The organism is Paraburkholderia sp. (assembly GCF_050742655.1).
Taxonomy (GTDB): Bacteria; Pseudomonadota; Gammaproteobacteria; order Burkholderiales; family Burkholderiaceae; genus Paraburkholderia.
In genome coordinates, this window is the sequence record NZ_JBOIGG010000022.1 from 94,420 (window position 1) to 114,010 (window position 19,591).

Below are 19,591 nucleotides of genomic sequence, written 5' to 3' on the forward strand. Positions count from 1 at the left end.
GCAGCATGAATCCATCCGGCAATACGACCCCCGTTGCATTGAAGGCGAGTGGCATCGTCAAGTCGTTCGACGCGAATCGCATCCTCGACGGCGTCGATCTGACGGTTGCGCGCGGCGAAACGGTTTGCATACTTGGCCCGTCCGGCTCCGGCAAATCGACGCTGCTGCGCTGCCTGAACTGGCTCTCTCCGCCCGACGAAGGGGCGATCTGGATCGGCGACGAGCGGATCGGTCTGCGCGAGAACACGAATGGCTCGACCAGCCCGCGGCCCGCTCGCGAGATCCGTGCACAGCGCAGCCGGATCGGCATGGTGTTTCAGAGCTTCAATTTATGGCCGCATATGACGGCGCTCGAAAACGTGATGGAAGGTCTGCTGTCGGTCAAGCGGATGAACCGGCTCGCGGCCGCCGACCTCGCGGTCGAAGCGCTGCGTCAGGTGGGTCTGGTCGGCAAGCACACATCGATGCCGGCGAATCTGTCGGGCGGACAGCAACAACGCGTGGGCATCGCGCGCACGCTGGCGATGGCGCCGGAAGTGATCCTCTTTGACGAGCCGACCAGCGCGCTCGACCCGGAACTGGTCGGCGAAGTGCTCGCGGTGATGCGCGGCCTCGCCGCGAACGACACGACGATGATCGTCGTCACGCATGAAATCGGCTTTGCGCGCGACGTGGCCGACCGCGTGATCTTCATGGACGGCGGACGCATCGTCGAACAGGGGCCGCCTGCCCAGGTGATCGACGCGCCGTCGTCGCCGCGTCTCCAGCAATTTCTCTATCGCTTTAACCCGGAGTCTTCCCGCTCATGAGCTACACGAATCAACCCACATCGACTGTTCCCGCCGGCCACGGCAAAGCCGTTCGACTGAAAGCCGGCCAGGCCGTACGCGTCGTCAATACGCACGGCACTCAGGTGGTGGATTGCTGGGCCTGGAATGCGTACGATCTGAACGAATACATGTGCATGGAAACCACGCGTGTGTGGAACCAGCGGCTGAACCCGATCGTCGGCGACAGCTTCGTGACCAACCAGCGTCATCCGGTGCTGACCGTCGTCGAAGACACGACGCCCGGCGTCCACGACACATTCATGGCGGCCTGCGATCGCAAACGCTATGAACTGCTCGGCGTGCGCGGCTATCACCGCAACTGTTGCGACAACATGTTCGAAGGTATGTTCGAACTCGGCGTCACGCCGCCGCGCCAGAACCTCGCGTCGTTCAACATCTTCATGAATATTCGCGTACAGCCGGATGGCATCACGCTGCAGACGTTGCCCACCGTAACGAAGCCAGGCCAGTACATCACGCTGCGCGCGGAAATGGATTGCTTCGTCGCGTTTTCCGCGTGCCCGCAAGACATCGTCAAGATTCAGGGGCAAGGCGACAACACGCCGAAACCCGTGGAAATCGCCGTGCTCCACGACTTCGAGTCGGACCTTCAAGGTACGCAGTCGTGGGTGCCGGACGCCTGAGCGTCCCAGCTTACGAACCCGATCACTTCGCGTAAAAACGCATGGCGACTCTCGCTCTCGATCCCGACGCACCCGCGTTCACACGAACGGGCATCAATCCACGTCCGACTCGTCGCTCCGTGAGCATTCGCAGCGTTGCCTTTCACGCGCCGGACAGCAATGCCCCCGCGCCCGGGACGATCGGCTCGAGCTTGAGCCGATCCAGCATGCCGCGAACCGTGCATACCGCAGTCGAAACGGTGCGGATTCCCAGCATGTCTTCGATGCGCTGAATCGCCGGCAACGAAGGCATCTGGACGCATGCGGACGCCACTACCACGTCCGCGCCTTCGGTGTTGAGGCCCCGAACGTCGTTGATCAGCAGCATTGGGTCGCGCAGACCGACTTCAAGGTTGTCGGGAATCTCGAAGCAGATGGAATCGATTACCTCAATTCCTTCGTTCTCGATATAAGCGACGACAAGGTCAGTCAAGGGCCGCATGTACGGCGCCATAAGCGAAATCCGGCGAGCGCCCAGGATCTTCAGACCTTCTACCAACGCTCCCGCCGAGGTCATGACCGGCGCAAGGCAATGATTGGCACGCGCAGCCTCCAGCAGTTCGCGTTCAGTTTCCCGATGATAGCCGGGCCCCATCGCCATGATCGCCACCAGGCACGCCGTGCTCATGACATCGACACGAGCGTCGGCGAGTTCCGCCGCGCAGCGCAAGCCTTCTTTGTTCATTGCGGCCAATTCCTCTTTCGTAACCTGGTGCAATCTCATCCGGCTCGAATGGAAAGTGAACCGCTCGGGTCGGATGGCTTCGCGGGCACGTAGCATGGCGGGAATTTCGGTTTCCATGGTCGTGTTCGAACTCGGAACGATTTGTCCAATACGAAAACTTTGAGACATTTTAATCTCCAGAAAGATACAACGTTAGGTATCCAAAGTTAAAAGCAAGCCTTCGATCGATTGGCGACACACCATGCCCACAGACTGTCTGCAAGGACAAAGTCGTCTCCTGGGCATAGAATCGCGATGCGCACAGATCGTGCCGTGCTTCGATCAATGGTCCCGCGCAGGTCGAAGGCTATGCCTGCAGGATGGCGGTTTCCGGCCTTGTTGAAAACTTCTCAATGTTCAGCACAGGCATCGCCAAATGCGATGGCCGCAATCGGTCAGAAATCCGACCCGAAGGAACGAGGATGCGTGTTTCAGCAGACCGCCCGATACGCCTGGATATGGAGTCTCTGCGTATTTTCGTGGCTGTAATCGAGGGGGGAAGCATTGCCGCGGCTGCAGCTCGCACGCACATCGTGGCATCGGCCGTCAGCAAGCGTGTGTCGGACCTCGAAGACGATGCCGGCACACCACTGTTATATCGCCACAGCCGTGGTGTACAACCTACGCCGGCAGGCGAGGCACTCTATCACCACGCAAAACGGCTAGGCGAGCATTTGCAGCAGATTTCGGATGAGCTATCTGAATACTCCGACGGCATAAGAGGGCATGCGCGAATCTATGTCAACTTCACCGCAATGGTCCAGTATTTACCAGACGTACTGCGCTCGTTTCTACGCGAAAACCCAAAAGTGCGGATCGATATGCTCGAGAAGCCGAGCGATGACGTGGTGCAGGCAATCGCAGGTGGCGTCGCAGATCTGGGCATCTGCTCAGCCACCGAGGACGCCCTCGGCGATCTGCAGTGGCGTCCGTACTGCGTAGATAAGCTCGTCGTCATTGTGCCGCCGGACCATCGGCTCGCCCGGCGCGCAAGCATGAACTTCGCAGAAGCTCTGGAGGACGACGTCGTCAGCATGCCGTACGGCACATCCATTTCGAAATTGTGTCGTGCCGCCGCAGAGCGTGCCGGCAGGCGGCTGCGTGTACGCATAGAGGTGACAAGCTTCGAGGGGGTGCGCAACATGGTCAGCGCCGGCCTGGGGATCGGTGTATTGCCCAAGGGCAGCGTCACGCCTTATATGCAGTCGGCGCCGTTTTGCGTCATTGAGCTTGACGAGCCGTGGTCGCTGCGGCCGCTATTGATCGTCGCCCGGAATTTTGACGCGCTGCCGCTTCCGGCGCGCATGCTGGTCGACCACCTCGACAAACACCGAGGCAACGTGTCATGAGCGTTATTGCGAGGGAACGGCGGTCCTCGCGTCAATGGCAGTTGCACCTCCGGAAACTGTCATTCGAATGATGAGCCGTGGTCGGTCCACAGCAAGTCGGCACCTGACTCTCGAGCCTATCCCGCCCGACCCCGCGGGACACGATGGACGAGGCTCGCTAGCGTCATCCCAACCGACCTCATTTCCCGTGATTTCCACCGTCAGAACATCGGCGCGGCAGTCTGGCGTTTTCTGAATCTGCCAGTCCAGCTGTTTCGGCCCTCCGCGGCAACACGGCTGCGCGGTTTTTTGTCCACTTGCCCGGCCGATTTTTGGACGTGTATATACAAGTTAAGGCAGCTAAGCCACGTAGCCGACTCGCACCGCACAATGCGGCGAGCCCCGCGAAATCTGGTAAAAACCCTTATACCGAAAGCACAGAAAGGACTTGTATATACAAGCTGGCGACGCTAGACTTTCTGAAAATTTGTATAGACAGGATCGAATCCATGATGAAGCTCACGCCCGGTCAACTGACTCTGCCCCAACTCCGCCGGATCGCTCGCGAACCGGTTACGCTCCAGCTCGATCCGGCCAGCTTCGCCGCGATCGACGCGTGCGCGAAAGCGGTCTCGGACATCGCCGCGAAAGGCGAGCCCGCGTACGGGATCAACACCGGTTTCGGCCGGCTCGCCAGCACGCATATTCCGCACGATCAGCTCGAACTTTTGCAGCGCAATCTGGTGCTGTCGCACGCGGTTGGAGTCGGTGCGCCGATGTCGGCGCCGGTCGTGCGTCTGCTGATCGCGCTGAAGCTGTCGAGCCTTGGCCGCGGCCACTCCGGCATCCGCCGTGAAGTGATGAACGCACTCATTGCGCTGTTCAATGCCGACGTGCTGCCGGTGATTCCGGTCAAGGGTTCGGTCGGCGCATCGGGCGATCTCGCGCCGCTCGCGCATATGTCGGCGGCACTGCTTGGCGTCGGCGAGGTGTTCGTCAAGGGCGAGCGCGCGCCGGCCGCGGAGGGGTTGCGTCTCGTCGGCCTCGAGCCGCTGACGCTGCAGGCGAAGGAAGGGCTCGCCCTCCTGAACGGCACGCAGGCATCCACCGCACTCGCGCTGTACAACATGTTCGCAATCGAAGACCTGTATCGCACCGGCCTCGTCGCGGGCGCACTGTCGGTCGATGCGGCGGCCGGTTCGGTCAAGCCGTTCGACGCGCGCATTCATGCGCTGCGCGGCCATCAAGGGCAGATCGACGCGGCGTCCGCGTATCGCGCGCTGCTCGAAGGCTCGGGCATCAACGTGTCGCACGCGGACTGCGACAAGGTGCAGGACCCGTACTCGCTGCGCTGCCAGCCGCAGGTGATGGGCGCGTGTCTCGACCAGATGCGTCACTCGGCCGACGTGCTGCTGATCGAAGCGAACGCCGTATCGGACAACCCGCTGATTTTCCCGGACACCGGTGAGGTGCTGTCGGGTGGCAACTTCCACGCGGAGCCGGTCGCGTTCGCAGCCGACAATCTCGCGCTCGCCGTGGCCGAAATCGGCGCACTCGCCGAACGCCGCATCGCGCTCCTGATCGACACGACGCTGTCGGGCCTGCCGCCGTTCCTCGTCAAGGATGGCGGCGTGAATTCCGGCTTCATGATCGCGCACGTGACGGCGGCCGCGCTTGCATCGGAGAACAAGACGCTTGCGCATCCGGCTTCGGTCGATTCGCTGCCCACCTCCGCGAACCAGGAGGACCACGTGTCGATGGCGACGTTCGCCGCGCGCAAGCTCGCCGACATCGCGGACAACGTCGCCAACATTCTCGCGATCGAACTGCTCGCCGCCGCGCAGGGCGTCGGCCTGCGCGCACCGCATCGCACGAGTCCGCGGCTGCAGGGCGTGATGGATCTGGTGCGCGGCGACGTCGCGCACTACGAACTCGATCACTACTTCGCACCGGACATCGCGGCGATCGCGCGGCGTGTGCAGGACGGCTCGATCGCCGCGCACAGCCCGTTCGCGTTTGCGTCCGAAGCGAAGTAAAAAACGCCAGCCCGCACCCGAGCGACGACGCACATGAACTCACCGGCTTACCAGGGCATCAAGGACTTCATCCTGTCCCGCATTCATGCGGGCGAGTGGGGCGAGGGCGACCAGGTTCCATCCGAGAACGAGCTTGCGCGCGAGTTCAAGGTCGCGCGGATGACGGTGAACCGCGCGCTGCGCGAACTCACGTCCGAGCAGGTGCTCACGCGGGTGCAGGGCGCGGGCACGTACGTTGCGCGGCCGAAGTACGAATCGACGCTGGTCGCGATCCGCAGCATCTCCGACGAGATCGTCGCGCGCGGTCATCGCTATCAGGCAAAGGTGCTGCACATCGGGGCGGCGATCGCCGACGAAACGCTCGCCGGTGAAATGCAGGTCAGCGCGGGGAGTCCGATTTTCCATTCGCGCGTGCTGCATCTCGAGAACGACGAGCCGGTGCAGCTCGAAGAGCGCTGGGTGAACCCGGCGGTCGCGCCCGAGTACGCGCTGCAGGACTTCACGAACACGACACCGAACCAGTACCTCGTGCGCGTCGCGCCGCTGCAGCGCGTCGAGTACCGGATCGAGGCGGCTGCGCCCGACGACGGCACGCGCACGCTGCTGACGATGGACCCGCTCGAACCGTGTCTCGTGCTGCATCGGCGCACGTGGTCGCAGAGCGTGGTCGCGTCGATCGCGAACCTGTGGCATCCGGGCAGCCGCTACCGCTTCACCGGACATTTCTAACGCCCCCAACGTTTCCGAATCCGTATTCCATTCCGAGTCCACAAACGGGACACTGAGAGCCAGCCATCATGAACAATCCGAAACACATCGACCCGCGTCTCGATCCGACCCGCACGATCCGTGCACCGCGAGGCACCGAGAAGACCTGCAAGAGCTGGCTCACCGAAGCCGCTTACCGGATGATCCAGAACAATCTGGACGCCGAGGTCGCCGAGCATCCGCATGCGCTCGTCGTGTACGGCGGCATCGGCCGCGCCGCGCGCAACTGGGACTGCTTTGACCAGATCCTGGCGTCGTTGAAAGACCTGAACGACGACGAGACGCTGCTGATCCAGTCGGGCAAGCCGGTCGGCGTGTTCCGCACGCATGCCGACGCGCCGCGTGTGCTGCTCGCGAACTCGAACCTCGTGCCGCACTGGGCGACGTGGGAGCATTTCCACGAACTCGATCGCAAGGGCCTGATGATGTACGGCCAGATGACCGCGGGCAGCTGGATCTACATCGGCAGCCAGGGGATCGTGCAGGGCACGTACGAGACGTTCTTCTCGGTGGCGAACCAGCACTTCAACGGCGATCCGACGGGACGCTGGATTCTGACCGGCGGCTTGGGCGGGATGGGCGGCGCGCAGCCGCTCGCGGCGACGATGGCGGGCTTCTCGATGATCGCGGTGGAATGCGACGAGACGCGCATCGACTTCCGTCTGAAGACGCGTTACGTCGACAAGAAAGCAAAGACGCTCGACGAAGCGCTCGCCATGCTCGAAGAAGCGAAGCGTGACGGCAAGCCGGTATCGATCGGGCTGGTCGGCAATGCGGTCGACGTGTTCGCCGAATGCGTCGCACGCGGCATCACGCCCGACTGCGTGACCGACCAGACGAGCGCGCACGATCCGATTCACGGCTACCTGCCGCAGGGCTGGAGCGTCGAAGACTGGCGCGAGCGTCAGAAGACCGCGCCGGACAGCATCGTGACGCCGGCGAAGCAGTCGATGGCGAAGCAGGTACAGGCGATGCTGACGCTGCAGGAACGCGGCGCCGCGACGCTCGACTACGGCAATAACATCCGTCAGATGGCGCTCGAAATGGGTGTCGAGAACGCATTCGATTTCCCGGGCTTCGTGCCCGCGTACATCCGGCCGCTGTTCTGCGAAGGCAAGGGGCCGTTCCGCTGGGTCGCGCTGTCGGGCGATCCGGAGGACATCTACAAGACCGATGCCAAGGTGAAGGAGCTGATCCCCGACGATCCGCATCTGCACAACTGGCTCGACATGGCGCGTGAACGGATCGCGTTCCAGGGTCTGCCTGCGCGGATCTGCTGGGTCGGCGTGAAGGACCGTTATCGCCTGGGCCTTGCGTTCAACGAGATGGTGAAGAACGGCGAGCTGAAGGCGCCGATCGTGATCGGTCGCGATCACCTCGACACCGGTTCGGTCGCAAGCCCGAATCGCGAAACCGAATCGATGAAGGACGGCTCGGATGCGGTCAGCGACTGGCCGCTGCTCAACGCGCTGCTGAACACCGCAGGCGGCGCTACGTGGGTGTCGCTGCATCATGGTGGCGGTGTCGGCATGGGCTTCTCGCAGCACTCGGGCGTCGTGATCGTCTGCGATGGCACCGATGCGGCCTCGCGCCGGATCGAACGTGTGCTGTTCAACGATCCAGCGACGGGCGTGATGCGTCACGCGGATGCCGGCTACGAACTCGCGCAGGAGACGGCGCGGGATGTGGGGCTGAAGCTGCCGATGCTCGGTCGTTGAACGCCGTGAGTACCGTGAGCACCGCGGTTATTCGCGCGGATGAACTGATCGCGTCGCCGTGGAAGAACGGCGGCGGCGTGACGCGCGAGATCGCGGCGCATATTCCAGCGCTGCGTTCCGATCGGGCTTCGCTCGATGCATTCGTGTGGCGCGTGAGCGTCGCGGATGTCGCGTCGGCCGGTCCGTTCTCGCAGTTCGATGGCGTCGACCGGACGCTCGTGCTGCTGTCGGGCGCGGGCATGCTGCTCGATGAGAGCACGGGGCAGGGCGACCGTACGCATGCACTGACGCAGCCGCTCGACGTCGCGCGTTTTCGCGGCGAAGCGGCGATCGATGCACGGCTCGTCGACGGCGCGACGCGCGACTTCAACCTGATGGTGCGGCGACACGCGGCAACGGGTACGCTCGACGTATGGCGCGGCGCTACGCGGCGCACGCTGAATGCGGACGTCGCGCTGCTGTATTGCGCGACCGGCGTGGTTACCGTTACGGTTGGCGATGCAACGCCTGTGCATCTCGCAGCCGGCGACACACTGCGCATCGACCGCGCGCACGATGTGCGATGCAATGTCGAAGGCAACGAAGCAAACGACGCATCGGCGCTGCTCGCCGTCGAAATCCGCTACACGTAGCATCATCCAGTCATTCCCAAGCGATGAAGCACACTGTCTGGCATCACCTGAATCTCTGCCCCGACGGCGACCCCGACCGCGCGATCGCCGATGCGGCGATCGCGGTCGCGGACGGCCGCATCGAATGGCTCGGCGCCGAGAGCGAACTGCCCGCGATGTACGCGACGTGGCCACGCGAAGACCTGCATCGCGCGTGGGTCACGCCGGGTCTCGTCGATTGCCATACGCATCTGGTGTACGGCGGTCAGCGCGCCGACGAGTTCGCACAACGGCTCGCGGGCGTCAGCTACGAGGAAATCGCGCGTCAGGGCGGCGGCATCGTGTCGACGGTGCGCGCGACGCGTGCCGCCGACGAAGCGACGTTGTTCCGCGACGCGGCCGCACGGCTCGAACCGCTGCTCGCCGAAGGCGTCACCGCGATCGAGATCAAGTCGGGCTACGGCCTCGACCTCGCGAGCGAACGCAAGATGCTGCGCGTCGCACGGCAACTGGGCGAGCGCTATCCGGTCACGGTCTACACGACGTTCCTCGGCGCACACGCATTGCCGCCCGAATTCGCAGGCCGTGCGGACGACTACATCGCCGAGGTGTGCGACCGCATGCTGCCGGCGCTCGCCGACGAAGGCCTCGTCGATGCGGTCGACGTGTTCTGCGAGCGCATCGGCTTCTCGCTCGCGCAGAGCGAGCGCGTGTTCGATGCGGCCGCGCGCCGCAACCTGCCGGTCAAGATGCACGCGGAGCAACTGTCGAACAGCGGCGGCACGGCGCTCGCCGCGCGGCATCATGCGCTGTCGGCGGATCACCTCGAATTTCTCGACGAAGCGGGCGTTGCCGCGATGCAGGCCGCGGGCACAGTCGCGGTGTTGCTGCCCGGCGCGTACTACTTCATTCGCGAGACGCAGTTGCCGCCGCTCGATCTGCTGCGCCGCTACCGCGTGCCGATCGCGATTTCCACCGACAGCAATCCGGGCACGTCGCCCGTCACGTCGCTGCTGCTGATGATGAACATGGCGACCACGCTGTTCCGGATGACCGTGCCCGAAGCGCTGCAGGGCGTGACCGCGCACGCGGCGTGCGCACTTGGCCAGGCGGAGCGGCACGGCACACTCGCGGTGGGTCGTCGCGCGGACTTCGCGGTGTGGTCCGTCGCGACGCTCGCCGAACTCGCGTACTGGTTCGGTCGTCCGCTGTGCGCGCGCGTCGTGCGCGACGGCGAGACGGTCTATACGCGGCCAGCCACGGCAATTTCATACAAAGCTCAACCATGACTTCTTCCGACCGTTCACTGTTCGCTGATCACGCATGGCTGCCCGACGGCTGGCACCGCAACGTGCTGCTGCAATGGGACGCACACGGCATGCTCACGGAAGTGCGCACCGACAGTGCCGCGCCCGCGGGTGTCGCGCGCGCGGCTGGCCCGATTGCGCCGGGCATGCCGAACCTGCACTCGCATGCATTTCAGCGCGCGATGGCCGGGCTCACCGAATACCGTGCGAATGCAGTCGACAGTTTCTGGAGCTGGCGTGACCTGATGTACCGCTTCGCCGCGAAGATTTCCCCCGACGGCCTGGCCGCGATCGCGCAGTGGCTGTACATCGAGATGCTGAAGGCGGGCTATACGTCGGTGTGCGAGTTTCACTACGTGCATCATCAGGCGGACGGCGAGCGCTATCCGCAGCGCGCGGAACTCGCGGCGCGTGTCGTCGATGCGGCGTCCTCGACCGGCATTGGGATCACGATGCTGCCGGTGCTGTATCAGTTCAGCGGCTTCGGCGCGAAACCGCCGCGCGACGATCAGCGGCGCTTCATCAACACGCCGGACGAACTGCTCGAACTGCTCGCACAATTGCAGCAGACGCATCCGGAACATCACGCGCTGCGCTACGGCGTCGCGCCGCATTCGCTGCGCGCAGTGTCCGACGCGTCGCTGCGCGAACTGCTCGGCGGGCTCGACACGATGCTGCCCGGCGCGCCGGTGCACATCCATATCGCCGAGCAGACCGCCGAGGTCGACGCATGCATCGAGACAGAAGGCGCGCGGCCGGTGCGCTGGCTGCTCGATCGCTTCGACGTCGATGCGCGCTGGTGCCTCGTCCACGCGACTCACGTCGATGCAGATGAGACCGCCGCGCTCGCGAAGAGTGGCGCGGTCGCGGGGCTGTGTCTCACGACCGAAGCGAATCTCGGCGACGGCATTTTTCCGGCTGTCGATTATCTCGATGCACACGGACGTTTCGGCATCGGCTCGGACAGCCACATCGGCGTCGACTGGCGCGCGGAACTGCGGCTGCTCGAATACGGGCAGCGGCTGCTGCGCCGGCAGCGCAACGTGCTCGCGAGCGCGGACGCGCCGCAGGTCGCGGACCGCTTGTTCGCCGCGGCGCTCGAAGGCGGTGCGCGCGCGACAGGCCGTCGCGTCGGCACGCTCGAAGTGGGTGCACGTGCGGACTGGCAGGTGTTCGACGCGGACCATCCGTCCATCGCCGATCATCCGCCGCACACGTGGCTCGCGGGCGCGGTGTTTTGCGAGCACGGCGAGACGCCGGTGCGCGACGTGTATGCGGGCGGCGCGAAAGTGGTCGACAATCGTCGTCATCGCGACGAAGCGCGCGCGTATGCGCAGTACCGCGCGGCGCTCGCCGAGCTGCTGGCCTGACGCTTCAATTACCTCGACGGACACGACATGACTGCTGCCAACCATCCGCCGGTTTTCTCGCTGAAGCGGGGAAGCCTGCCGTTGCTGATTTCGATTCCGCATCTGGGCACGCGCATTTCCGACGACATCGCCGCGACGATGACGCCGGCCGCGCAACGCACCGACGATTGCGACTGGCATCTCGATCGCCTGTATGCGTTCGCGTCGAAGCTTGGCGCGTCGATTCTCGCGCCGACGTACGCGCGCTACGTGATCGACCTGAACCGTCCGCCCGACGGCGCGAATCTCTACCCGGGCCAGGACACGACGGGGCTGCTGCCGGTCGATACGTTCGATCGCGAGCCGCTGTATCGCGACGGCCATCTGCCCGATGAAGCGGAAATCGCGCGACGTCGCGAGCTGTACTGGAAGCCGTATCACGCGGCGCTCGTCGATGAACTCGCCGCGCTGAAGGCTCGGCACGGCACCGTGCTGCTGTGGGAAGCGCATTCGATCCGCTCGCATGTGCCGCGCTTCTTCGAAGGGCGGTTGCCGGACTTCAACTTCGGCACGTCGAACGGCGCGAGTGCGGCGCCGGGTCTCGCCGACGAACTCGCCGCGATCGTCACGCGTCACGGCGGCTATTCCGCGATTGCGAATGGGCGCTTCAAGGGTGGCTATATCACGCGACACTATGGGCAGCCGGAGCAGGGCGTGCACGCGGTGCAGCTCGAACTGTCGCAGATCACGTACATGCAGGAACAGATGCCGTACGCGTACGACGAAGCGCTCGCGCAACGCGTCGAGCCGCTGCTGGCGACGCTCGTCGATACAGCCCTCGCATGGACGACCGGCACACAGGGTTAAGAGTTCGACGAACACCCGGCCGCGCATCGCAAAACGCGACGCGCGGCCGTGCCGTTTCTAGAGTCCCGTCGCGAACAGCCAGACGACGCACAGCACCCCCGCAAACCACACGAGCGAGCGCAGCGACGCCCAGCCGAGCACGTACAGCACGCCGTGCAGTACGCGTATCGCGACGTATGCGAGCGCGAGCGCATCGACCCGCTGCGGGTTCGCCCCGCCATGCCACGCGACGACTAGCGCCGCCGTGAACAGCGCCAACGCTTCCCACGCGTTCTGGTGCGCACCGAACGCACGCGCGCGCCATCCCTCCAGATTCGCCAGATACGCACGCGGTGCGTGATTGTCGTAGCCGCGTTGCGCTTTCGCGCAGACGGTCCAGACGTAAGGCAGCAGTGCGACGACCAGAAGACAAAGCGCCGATACGCTCATGCGTGTTCTCCGTGTGTTTTATCATTACATTGATCAATGGCAGAATCGGGGCGAGCGTAGCATTACGCGAAGTGGGCTGCGTAGCGGTTTTGTCGAGGAGAGTCTCGGTCGCGCGCGCGGTGCCGTGCATGGAACGACTGGCCGCGCATGCGGTCTGTTTCAGGTGCCTGTGTGAAGGCATCGCGGCGCACACGATGCGCGCCCCCTGTGGAAAACCCTGGGCCGTACGCTGCTTCAACGGGCGGCGATGCGGCTACCCTGTATAACCAGATGACGCGCTGCGGCCTTGCCGCGCGAAAACGTCACGTGAACATCGGGTGAGAAAGATGGAAGACTCGACGATGAAGGATCCCAACGATCTGAACGATGCACGGCTCGGTGTGTGGCGAGCCAATCTGGTGGTCTTGACGCGCGAAGTCGGCGCGGCGACGCGACTTGCGCGAATGATGACGTTCTCCGCGACGTACCTGAAGCTGATGCTGTCCGGCCAGCGCGATTTCAGCGAGGAATTCGCACGCGGCGTCGAAGCGGTGACCGGTTTGCCGAACGGCTGGATGGACGTGCCGCACGCGGACGGCAACGTACCCGAAGCCGCGCGCGACGCGATCGACAACGAGACGCCGCTCGCGCGCTTTCGCGGCACTGCGCATCCGGTGCGCAAGAAGACGGTGCTGCGTCCGCCGGAGCCGATCTTCGGCCAGCCTGCGGCGCGGCGCATCGAGGATGAAGGCGCGGAGGCCGAGACGAATCGACGGCTCGCGCACGTCAGGAAGCTGCGCGATCTCGCGATGCAGGACGTGCGGCGGCTCGAGCGGCATTTCGGCCGTCCGCCGGTCGATCTCGCGACACTGCGCGCGAAAGTCGAAGACGTGATCGCCGCAGCCGATTTCGACGATCACGATCGCGCCGATCTGGCAGGGCGGCTCGAACAGATCGACAAGCATCGGCAACTGCTGCAGCGGCATGTCGAGAAGCTTCAGCAGTTGCTCGCGCGGATCGGGGATTGACTCGCGGCAGTGCAGCCTCGACTTCAGCCGGCAGCGGCGAGCGCGATGGCTGGCCGGTGGTCCCCGCGAGAATCGTCGAACATGCGGGTGACCGCCTGGGCGCATCCATGGCGCGACGTCGACCTAAAGCCGCAGCTCCGACAAGATCTGCTCCGCCAGAAAATCGCAGGGCGGCCGGTTCGAACGCGCGCTGCGCGCCAGCACGATCTCGAGTGCGGGCAGCGCAGGCAACCCATGCGGCCGCCCGAGTTGCAGCAGATGCGCGGGCACTGCGCAGCGTGCGAGCGGCGCGATCGCGAGACCGGCTTCGACCATACTGAACAGACCCATCAGGCTCGGACTTTCATACGACGTGCGGTGTGCGATCTTCGCGCGTTCCAGCGCGTGGATCGCGTTCGCGCGCGCGACGCTGCCCACGCCGAACAATGCGATCGGCAGCGGACGTTCCTTCCAGATTTCCCGTCCAGGCGACGCGGCCGATGCAGTCGATGCCGGCGGCGCAGCCCACACCATCGGCTCGAAGCGGATGAACTCGCCGTTCAGGCCTTTCATCCGCGTCACGCACGCGAGGTCGACCTTGTTGTCCTTCACGAGCGGCGCGAGTGCGTGGCTCGGCAGACCGATCACCTGGATCTCGACTTTCGGATAACTCGCGGAGAATTTGCGCAGCACTGCGGGCAGCAGTGACGCCGCGTAGTCGTCCGGCACGCCGATCGCCACGCGGCCCTTCACCTCGGGGTGCACCATCGACGCCCACGCCTCGTCGCGCAACGCGAGCATCCGGCGCGCGTAGGCAAGCAACAACTGACCGTCCTGCGTCGGCGTGACGCTGCGCGGTCCGCGTATAAACAGCGGCTTGCCGAGCGCGGTTTCAAGCGCGCGGATCTGCATGCTGAGCGCGGACTGCGAACGATGCACGAGCGCGGCGCCGCGCACGAAGCTGCCGGCATCGGCGACGGCGACCACCATCGAGAGAACGTCGAGATCGAGCGATTTCATGTCGGAGCAGAGGAAAAAGCGGATGAAAAGACACGCGACACTGCAGCGCGTGTGCCATCAGAAAAACTGATCGAGGCGTTCAATATAACGCGTTTGCCTGAATGCACGGCGGTCCGCATACTGCGTCGACTTCACTGATTTGCCGCCGAAGCGGCCGGAGACGCGCACGATGCCTGACACCTACGAAGCCTTCAAGCAACTGCGGATGCGACTCGACATGTCGCGCGGCAAACCCGCGCCGGAGCAACTGGATCTGTCGCAGGCGCTGCTCGACGACGCGGCTGCGGCGGGGTTCATGTCGCGCGACGGCATCGATTGCCGCAACTACGGACAGCCGCTCGGACTGCCGGAGGCGCGCGAACTGGGCGCGTCGCTGCTCGACGTGCCGGCCGCGCAAGTCGTGGCCGCGGGCAACTCGAGCCTCGAACTGATGTACGACGCGCTCGCGTTCGCGACGATGTCTGGTGTGCCAGGTGGCGAGAGCAGCACGCAAAGCAACAGCACGCCCTGGTCGCAGGAAGACGCGGCGTTCCTGTGCCCGGTGCCCGGCTACGATCGCCATTTCTCGATCTGCGAGGCGCTCGGCATCCGGATGATTCCCGTGCCGATGACCGGCGACGGCCCCGACACGGACGTCGTCGAAGCACTGGTGCGCGACGACGTATCGATCAAGGGCATCTGGTGCGTGCCGCTGTACAGCAACCCGAGCGGTGCGATCTATTCGGCGGACGTCGTGCAGCGGCTCGCGTCGATGCCGACCGCCGCGCCGGACTTCCGTCTATTCTGGGACGACGCCTACCGTTTCCATCACCTGACCGACACGAAGCACACGACGCCGAACGTGCTCGACGCGTGCGCGGCAGCCGGCCATCCGGACCGCGCGCTGATCTTCGCGTCGCTGTCGAAGGTGACGATCGCGGGCCACGCGATTGCGTTCGTCGCGTCGTCGCCGCGCAATGTCGCGTGGTGGCAGAAGCGCTGCTCGGTACGCACGATCGGCCCGGACAAGCTGAACCAGTTGCGTCATGTGAATCTGCTGCGCGATCGCGCGGGGCTCGAGCGATTGATGGAGCAGCACCGCGCGTTGTTGCGGCCGAAGTTCGATGCGGTGCTCGCGGCGTTTTCCGCGCGGCTCGCCGGCGTGCCCGGCGTGAGCTGGAACGAACCGGCGGGTGGTTACTTCATCAGCCTCTATGCGCCACCTGGGCTCGCGAAGCGCACGGTCGCGCTTGCAGCCGACGCGGGTCTCGTGCTGACGCCGGCGGGCGCAGCGTATCCGTACGGTAACGATCCGGACGATCGGCATCTGCGGATCGCACCGACCTTCCCGTCGCTCGATGAAGTGCGCGCGGCTGCCGAAGGTATCGCGCTGTCGCTGCTGCGCGCGATCGACGAAGCGGGGCGCTGAGCGTACAGGCAACGGGCTACGGCAGGATCACCGTCATCCTGAAGGGGCCGCCGTTTGCGGCGGCATGCGCGACCGCTTCGTTGGCGTCGTCGAGTGCGAATGTCGCGATCTCGAAGTGACCGGGGTCGAGCAGGCCGCCGCGAATCAGACCCGTCATCCGCGTGACCGCTGCGGGCGGGTACATCCACTTGCCGCGCACGGTGATGTCGTTGCGCATGATCCACGGGTAGGGCAGCGCGAGATCGTCTCCGCCGAGCATGCCGACGCCGCCCATCAGCACGATGCGCCCATACGGGCGGACCACCATCGCCGCCGCGCGCACGGTCTTCGTCGAGACCGACGGCGGCAGCAGGTCGATCACGCAGTCGATCGGCGCGGGCGCCGCGTTGCGCATCCGTTCGCGATCGTCGTCTTCATTGCCTGACAGCTTCACGGCCCGCACGCGTTCGCCGAAGCGGCGTTCGAGATCGGCAAGCGCACGTTCGTTGCGTCCCGGTGCGACGACGCAACGCGCGCCCATCGCGAGTGCGACCGCGACGCATGCGCTGCCGAAGTTGCCCGTCGCGCCACTGACGAGCAACGTCTCGCCAGCCTGAAAGCCGGCCGCGAGCAGTCCGCCGTATGGCACCAGCATCACGTTGAGCGCGCACCAGCGCGCAGCGTCGCGCGGTTCGATATCGCCGATGCGGATCGCGTTCTCGGTCGGTACGCGGATCCGTTCGGCGAACGGGCCGTCATGAAAGTACTGATGCAGCCGTTTGCCGCCGTCGCCGCGCGCGCTCCAGCCCTGCAGCGTGATGTCGGGCATCAGCGCGTCGTCGCGCGAGCGCACGGTCGGATCGCAGAACACCCAGTCGCCGGGCTGCAGATGCGTCGCGTCTGGACCGATCTCGCGCACGCGGCCGATCGCGCCGCAGCCGGGCACCATCGGCAGATCGATCGGATAGCGGCGCGCGCCGCTGAACACTTCGTCGGCATAGGACAGCACCGGTGCGGCAACGACGTCGACGATGACTTCGCCGGTGCCGATCGGCGGGTCCGGGATATGCTCGATTGCGAGCGGCGTACCGAGTGTTTTTAGAATGGCGGCTTTCATGGTGGTACTCCGTCTGACTGGATGGGATGACTTCATTCTGCCAGGCGTAGTATCGGTAACAAGGCCTGGTACCATCCTGGGATGGCGGCGTACCTCCCTCGTCAAGTCGAAGGACCCCTCGTGACGACATCGAGCCGAAACGAATTCGGCGACTTCCTGCGTTCGCGGCGCGAAAAGCTGAGCCCCGATGCGGTCGGCCTGAACGGCAGCCGACGGCGCCGCACGCCCGGCCTGCGGCGCGAAGAAGTGGCGGAGCGGGCGGGCATCGGCGTCGACTGGTATGTGCGGCTCGAGCAGGGCCGCACGGTCCAGCCGTCCGATGCGACGCTCGACGCGCTCGTCCATGCGCTGTGTCTCGGCGAAGCGGAAGCGGCTCATCTGCGCGCGCTTGCGCACACCGGCGAGCGCCGCGCGTTCGAGCGCGAGCGCGTGCCACCGGAGATCGAGCGGCTGCTCGCGAGCATCGGTCTGCCGGCCTACGTGACCGGCCTTCGCTGGGATCTGCTCGCGTGGAACGCGGCCGCCGCCGATATCCTTGGCTTCGACCGGCTCGCCGAAGCGGACCGCAACATTCTCGTCTTCATGTTCGTCGAGCCGGATGCGCGGCGGCTGTTCGGCTCGACGTGGTCCGACGAAGCGCGCCGGATGATCGCGCTGTTTCGCGCAACCCACGATCTGCATGCGGACGATCCGGCGTTCGTCGAACTGGTCGACCGCCTGCGCACGCAGAGCCCGGAATTCGCGAAGTGGTGGAATGCGCACGACGTCCGCGACGGCGCGGCCGGACGGAAGGTGCTCGTGCATCCGGAGCGCGGCGAGCAGCGCTACGAATACACGACGTTCCAGGCGAACGACGACTCGGCATTGAAGCTTGCGATCTACACGCCGGTTAGCGAGCCGGCGTCGGCGAAGCCCGGTAAAACTTCGTAAAAAAACCGGCTTGTACAGTCCGGTACCGCGTCCCCGCGTTTTGCGGTAAAAGAACGCATGACCGACCGAGCCCGACTGATTCCGCTGATCGTTGCCTGCCCGCTGTTCCTGCAAAACCTCGACACGTCCATCATGGCGACCGCGCTGCCGTCCATCGCGCGCTCGCTCGACGTAGAGACGCTGCATCTGAATCTCGCGATCACCTCCTATCTGCTGAGCCTTGCCGTGTTCCTGCCGGCGAGCGGCTGGCTCGCGGATCGCTTCGGTCCACGCCGCGTGTTCTGCTCGGCGATCGTGCTGTTCTCGGTTGGCTCCGCGCTGTGCGGGCTCGCGCATTCGCTGCCGCAACTGGTCGTGTTTCGCGTGGTGCAGGGGATGGGCGGCGCGATGATGGTGCCGGTCGGCCGGTTGATCCTGCTGCGCAGCGTGTCGCCCGCGCAGATGGTCGCCGCGATGGTGTGGTTCACGGTGCCGGGCGCGATCGGCCGGCTCGCGGGGCCGCTGCTCGGCGGCCTCGTCGTCACGATCACGTCGTGGCGCTGGATCTTCCTGCTAAACGTGCCGTTCGGCGTGATCGGCGTGCTGGCCGCGCTCGCCTTCATCGACGATACCTACGAGCCCGTGTTCGAGCGTTTCGATCTCGCGGGTTTCGTGATGCTGTCGACGGGGCTCGTCGGTCTCGTCGGCGGACTCGACACGGTGGGCCGCGGGCTCGTGCCGCCGGTCGTCACACTTGTGTTCGTCGGAGCCGGCGCGCTGTCGCTGCTCGCGTATTGGCGCTACAGCCGAGCGCGCAGCGACGCGATCATCGATCCCGGCATCCTGCGTTACCGCGCGTATCGCACGGCGGTGCTTGGCGGGATGCCGCTGCGGATCGCGATCGGCGCGTCGCCGTTCCTGATGCCGCTGATGCTGCAGCTCGGCTTTGGCCTGTCGCCGCTGCAGTCGGGTTCGCTCAGCGTCGCGACTGCGATCGGTTCGCTGAGCGTGCGGGCAGTGATGACGTCGGCGATCCGGCGCGTCGGTTTTCGCACGCTGCTGATCGGCGCGACGTCGCTGACCGGCTGCTTCTACGCGTGCTACGGGCTGTTTCGTCCGGATACGCCGCATCTGCTGATCTTCGTCGTGCTGCTGTTCGGCGGGTTGTTCAACTCGCTCGGGATGGTGACGCTCAATACGCTTGGCTACTCGGACATGCCGAAGCCGAAGATGAGCCGCGCGACCGCGCTGTCGAGCATGGCGCAACAACTGTCGATCAGCCTCGGCGTCGCGTTCGGTGCGACGCTCGTCGCGCTGACCGCGCGTTTCTACGGCGGCAGCGTCGCGCATCTGGTGGCGCGCGATTTCTCTCCGGCATTCATGGTGGTCGGCGCGTTGACGTTGTGCTCGCTGTTCTTTTTCGTTCGGCTTTCACCGGATGAAGGCGCGGAGTTGCGGCAGCGTTGAACGTGGGGTTCTCGAATGCCGTGCGGTCCGCAATGTGCTACAACGGCGAGACTAT

18 protein-coding genes are annotated in these 19,591 nt (G+C 65.1%); 14 read left to right on the forward strand and 4 right to left on the reverse strand.

Features of this window, described 5'->3' with window-relative positions; all coding sequences use genetic code 11:
* Positions 1-5 precede the first annotated feature (5 nt).
* Together ACREXZ_RS26245 and ACREXZ_RS26250 are read left to right on the forward strand one after the other, a co-directional pair.
* On the forward strand, positions 6-809 hold the full coding sequence (locus tag ACREXZ_RS26245) for an amino acid ABC transporter ATP-binding protein (RefSeq protein WP_431767048.1): 804 nt from the start codon (positions 6-8) through the stop codon (positions 807-809).
* Positions 806-1,474, forward strand: coding sequence for a DUF1989 domain-containing protein (locus ACREXZ_RS26250; protein WP_431767049.1), 669 nt, complete (start codon positions 806-808; stop codon positions 1,472-1,474). The genes ACREXZ_RS26245 and ACREXZ_RS26250 overlap by 4 nt, the downstream gene beginning before the upstream one ends.
* Before the next feature lie 142 nt (positions 1,475-1,616).
* Here the strand turns inward: ACREXZ_RS26250 and ACREXZ_RS26255 are convergent, their stop codons facing one another.
* Complete coding sequence (locus ACREXZ_RS26255; protein WP_431767050.1) at positions 1,617-2,366, reverse strand: maleate cis-trans isomerase family protein; 750 nt, start codon at positions 2,364-2,366, stop codon at positions 1,617-1,619.
* Between the two features lie 293 nt (positions 2,367-2,659).
* Between ACREXZ_RS26255 and ACREXZ_RS26260 the strand changes: the two genes are divergently transcribed.
* The 8 genes from ACREXZ_RS26260 to hutG all read left to right on the forward strand — a co-directional run bounded on the left by ACREXZ_RS26260 (position 2,660) and on the right by hutG (position 12,221).
* Positions 2,660-3,586 carry a LysR family transcriptional regulator gene (locus tag ACREXZ_RS26260; protein ID WP_431767051.1) on the forward strand — a complete coding sequence of 309 codons (927 nt, stop codon included), beginning with the start codon at positions 2,660-2,662 and terminating at the stop codon, positions 3,584-3,586.
* Between the two features lie 488 nt (positions 3,587-4,074).
* Positions 4,075-5,601, forward strand: coding sequence for a histidine ammonia-lyase (hutH, locus tag ACREXZ_RS26265; RefSeq protein ID WP_431767052.1), 1,527 nt, complete (start codon positions 4,075-4,077; stop codon positions 5,599-5,601).
* Positions 5,602-5,634: 33 nt separating this feature from the next.
* Complete coding sequence (gene hutC / locus ACREXZ_RS26270; RefSeq protein WP_431767053.1) at positions 5,635-6,330, forward strand: histidine utilization repressor; 696 nt, start codon at positions 5,635-5,637, stop codon at positions 6,328-6,330.
* A 68-nt stretch (positions 6,331-6,398) separates the two neighbouring features.
* Positions 6,399-8,087 (forward strand): urocanate hydratase, encoded by a 1,689-nt coding sequence (gene hutU, locus ACREXZ_RS26275; RefSeq protein WP_431767054.1) that lies wholly within the window; start codon positions 6,399-6,401, stop codon positions 8,085-8,087.
* 5 nt (positions 8,088-8,092) lie between these two features.
* Complete coding sequence (locus ACREXZ_RS26280) at positions 8,093-8,719, forward strand: HutD/Ves family protein (RefSeq protein ID WP_431767055.1); 627 nt, start codon at positions 8,093-8,095, stop codon at positions 8,717-8,719.
* Positions 8,720-8,742: 23 nt separating this feature from the next.
* A complete protein-coding gene (hutI, locus tag ACREXZ_RS26285; protein WP_431767056.1) occupies positions 8,743-9,987 on the forward strand; it encodes an imidazolonepropionase in 1,245 nt (414 codons plus the stop codon).
* Positions 9,984-11,375, forward strand: a complete 1,392-nt coding sequence (locus ACREXZ_RS26290; RefSeq protein ID WP_431767057.1) for a formimidoylglutamate deiminase — start codon at positions 9,984-9,986, stop codon at positions 11,373-11,375. The genes hutI and ACREXZ_RS26290 overlap by 4 nt, the downstream gene beginning before the upstream one ends.
* A 27-nt stretch (positions 11,376-11,402) precedes the next feature.
* Entirely contained in the window at positions 11,403-12,221 is an 819-nt protein-coding gene (hutG, locus tag ACREXZ_RS26295) for an N-formylglutamate deformylase (protein ID WP_431767058.1), read from the forward strand.
* Positions 12,222-12,278: 57 nt separating this feature from the next.
* On the opposite strand, the gene ACREXZ_RS26300 is transcribed toward hutG, so the two are convergent.
* Positions 12,279-12,650: an MAPEG family protein gene (locus ACREXZ_RS26300; protein ID WP_431767059.1), complete on the reverse strand. Its 372-nt coding sequence runs from the start codon at positions 12,648-12,650 to the stop codon at positions 12,279-12,281.
* A 341-nt stretch (positions 12,651-12,991) separates the two neighbouring features.
* Here ACREXZ_RS26300 and ACREXZ_RS26305 point away from each other — a divergent pair, with 341 nt between their 5' ends.
* Complete coding sequence (locus ACREXZ_RS26305) at positions 12,992-13,657, forward strand: hypothetical protein (protein WP_431767060.1); 666 nt, start codon at positions 12,992-12,994, stop codon at positions 13,655-13,657.
* 123 nt (positions 13,658-13,780) lie between these two features.
* On the opposite strand, the gene ACREXZ_RS26310 is transcribed toward ACREXZ_RS26305, so the two are convergent.
* Entirely contained in the window at positions 13,781-14,656 is an 876-nt protein-coding gene (locus ACREXZ_RS26310) for a LysR substrate-binding domain-containing protein (protein ID WP_431767061.1), read from the reverse strand.
* 169 nt (positions 14,657-14,825) lie between these two features.
* Here ACREXZ_RS26310 and ACREXZ_RS26315 point away from each other — a divergent pair, with 169 nt between their 5' ends.
* A complete protein-coding gene (locus tag ACREXZ_RS26315; protein ID WP_431767062.1) occupies positions 14,826-16,064 on the forward strand; it encodes an aminotransferase class I/II-fold pyridoxal phosphate-dependent enzyme in 1,239 nt (412 codons plus the stop codon).
* Positions 16,065-16,080: 16 nt separating this feature from the next.
* Here the strand turns inward: ACREXZ_RS26315 and ACREXZ_RS26320 are convergent, their stop codons facing one another.
* Entirely contained in the window at positions 16,081-17,160 is a 1,080-nt protein-coding gene (locus tag ACREXZ_RS26320; RefSeq protein WP_431767063.1) for a zinc-binding dehydrogenase, read from the reverse strand.
* Between the two features lie 120 nt (positions 17,161-17,280).
* On the opposite strand from ACREXZ_RS26320, the gene ACREXZ_RS26325 reads away from it, so the two are divergent.
* A complete protein-coding gene (locus ACREXZ_RS26325) occupies positions 17,281-18,090 on the forward strand; it encodes a helix-turn-helix transcriptional regulator (RefSeq protein ID WP_431767064.1) in 810 nt (269 codons plus the stop codon).
* 57 nt (positions 18,091-18,147) lie between these two features.
* On the forward strand, positions 18,148-19,536 hold the full coding sequence (locus tag ACREXZ_RS26330) for an MFS transporter (RefSeq protein ID WP_431767065.1): 1,389 nt from the start codon (positions 18,148-18,150) through the stop codon (positions 19,534-19,536).
* Positions 19,537-19,591: the final 55 nt, after the last annotated feature.